This is a genomic window from Nocardioides maradonensis, assembly GCF_054777115.1.
In genome coordinates this window covers 1-2,634 of record NZ_BAAHAZ010000040.1, presented here as the reverse complement: position 1 = coordinate 2,634, position 2,634 = coordinate 1, and the positions used below count along the sequence as shown (strand labels likewise).

The window sequence follows — 2,634 nt, the reverse complement described above, 5'->3', positions numbered from 1 at the left end:
ACCACCATCGAACGTGGACCAGTCGCGACCATGCCCAGCGACCAGGTCGACGCCGAGTTCTCTCACTTGATGTGGACCAACTTCTCGGGGCCGGACAGGGAGAAAACCCAAGACGGAGCGCCCAGCACACAAGACGGCAGAGGATTCCTCAACAAGCAGCACGACCCCACAGGAGACGTCCGCCTCGACGAACGCTCCTACACCCCCAACCTCAACCAACTGACCACGCCCGACCCGATCCTGAACACGTCCGACCCGCTTTCAGCGAACCCCTACAGCTACAGCCGCGACAACCCCGTCGAGTTCTCCGACCCCTCCGGGTTGACCCACCTGCCAGGCGGTGGACAGGAACTCAACCCGCACCCGCATGCGACGCCGACACATGGCTGTCCAGTGGTACTGCCTCGGGCGAGCGCGTCGATCCCGTCGTCTTGCGGATCGAGCAACGATTCCGGGCACCACAACACCGGTCAACAAACTCAACAAGAAGAGGCCGAGCCGGTCAGCAGTGGCTCGTCCTCAAGTAGCGGCTCGACCAGCGGCGGTGGCGGGTCAGACAACGGCGGAACATGGGAAGGAACACCTCTGCCGCCCCCTCCGCCTCCGCCGGTCGCAGAGAGTGGCGGTGCCGGTGGCCTGCTCGGTGCTCTTGGCTCGGCCCTGTCCGGACTTGGCGATGCTGCTTCGAACGTTGCCGGGGCAGTTTCCAGCGGTGCTCAGACCTGGTGGGACCTACAGAAGGCCACAGGAAGCATCATCATTCATCACCCGCTCGAGGTGGGCGGGATCGCCGGACTCACCGTACTCAACGGACTTCAAGGAGGCGCGGACCCAGCTACCGACGCGGCTGAAGGATTCCTTCTTGCTGATCTCGGCGGAGATGTGCTTGGTGAACTCGCTATCGAAGAAGGCGCGCCGGAAGTTGAGGCTGGCGTTTCTGCGGAGGGGGAAGCCGCTGAAGGTGACGCCGCGACGGCATGCGGAAACAGCTTCAGCGGCGACACCCGCGTGCTCATGGCGAAGCACCACTCCAAGGCCATCCGAAAGATCAAGGCGGGCGATCAAGTGGTGGCTACTGACCCTGCCACTGGGATCACCAAAGCGGAGCCAGTCCTGGCGGTGATCAAGCACTCGGGCCCGCACAGCATGGTGCTGATCACGTTCAGCGACGGCTCACAATTCGACGCCACCGTCGGGCACATGATCTGGGATGCCAGTGTCCAGCGATTCGTGGCGGCGGGGACCGTTGCGATCGGGCACCGAGTGCTGGCTCGCGGGACGTCATACTTGACCGTACGAAGCAAGGTCCCGACCCATCGGAACCGGTGGGCGTACAACCTGGAAGTCAAGTCGATCCACACGTACTACGTCGGACCGACTCCAGTGTTGGTGCACAATAGCTGCTTCGAATTTGGCGGTGAGGCAGGTGCATTTTCTGATGAAGAACTTGCGCAAATGGCCTACCAGCACGCCGGCGAAGGAGACCTCGCGGGACGGCCGACCGTGGAGCAGATCTTGAATGCAATGGAAAACGGAATCCCCACCAGGATTCGATCTGATGCAGTTCGTTTCGACCTCGGTTCTGTCCGCGTCTTCATCAACGAGTCGCTGCCATGGCGCAGCACCGCGGTGGTGCGTGGTGCGCCATAAGCGGCGGATGACAATGGCGGAAGCGGCATCGATCTTCTGCGAGCCCGACGGCACCCCATTGGCAGATCTGATCGACGGGTGGTGCGGCCACGTCGCCAAATTCTACGAGGAGCTTCCGCGGTCGTGGAGTGATCCTGATCCGAACCTATGGGGGGCTGATGATCTCGTATCTGCGTACCTGTTGAGGGACCGTCTGCAGAGAGAATTGGATGCAAGTAGCGTGGCTCTGCCACCACATGCGGTGGGCGTTGCTGACCAGTTGCTCCGTTTGATGACGATGGCGACATCCCGAGGATGGATCTCATTCGTTGGTGCGGAGGACAGCGCCGGATGGTGGTGGGATCGAGTACCCATGAGGGGCCCGGTGCGCGACCATCTTGGCGTCCTCGGTTGGATACCTTCGGCCGGACCGGGCGGCTCCAGCATGTAGTTCACCTGCTCCGGTTCGGCCCACGTCTGGGTCCAGCGATCGATACCTCAGTGGGGTAGAGATAACACGCGGAACTCGAGTCCAGGCCCTCAATGGTGTGATGCGGCGTATACGTCTCGACGCTCGCGGGCATCGGGCCGCGGTCGGCCCACCGCTGCCAATAGTCAACAGTGGTCGACGGCGCTCCAATCCTGCCAACCGATCACGGCCGCCATCCGCTAGACCACGTCGAGGGAGCGGCGCACGATGAGGCATGGCCAGCATCTCGAAGCGCATAGCGACACGTGTCGTGGTCGACCCGACAACCGGCTGTGAGAAGGCGGTTTCCTCAGAGCGTTACCGAGCCCGCTATCGCGATGAGGCCGGCGTCGAGCACGCAAGGCACTTCGCCAAGCAGGCTGATGCGCAGCGATGGCTGGACGACGCCACCGCAGGAATCGTGCGCGGGGACTGGGTCTGTCAACGGCGGCTGAAAACTGACCCCCTCGCGGCAATCGAAAACTGACCCCCTCGGTTACTGGTTCTCTTCGTTGACGGCCGCGGGGACGCGGCCG

Annotated in this window: 2 protein-coding genes; both read left to right on the top strand. The window is 62.8% G+C overall.

Translation table 11 applies throughout. The annotated features are described in order from the left end of the window. Positions 1-1,650: polymorphic toxin-type HINT domain-containing protein (locus ACYVAQ_RS23290; RefSeq protein WP_460792997.1), on the top strand; the 1,650-nt coding region annotated here is incomplete at its 5' end. A gap of 683 nt (positions 1,651-2,333) precedes the next feature. After that, positions 2,334-2,585 (top strand): hypothetical protein, encoded by a 252-nt coding sequence (locus ACYVAQ_RS23285; protein ID WP_460792996.1) that lies wholly within the window; start codon positions 2,334-2,336, stop codon positions 2,583-2,585. Positions 2,586-2,634: the final 49 nt, after the last annotated feature.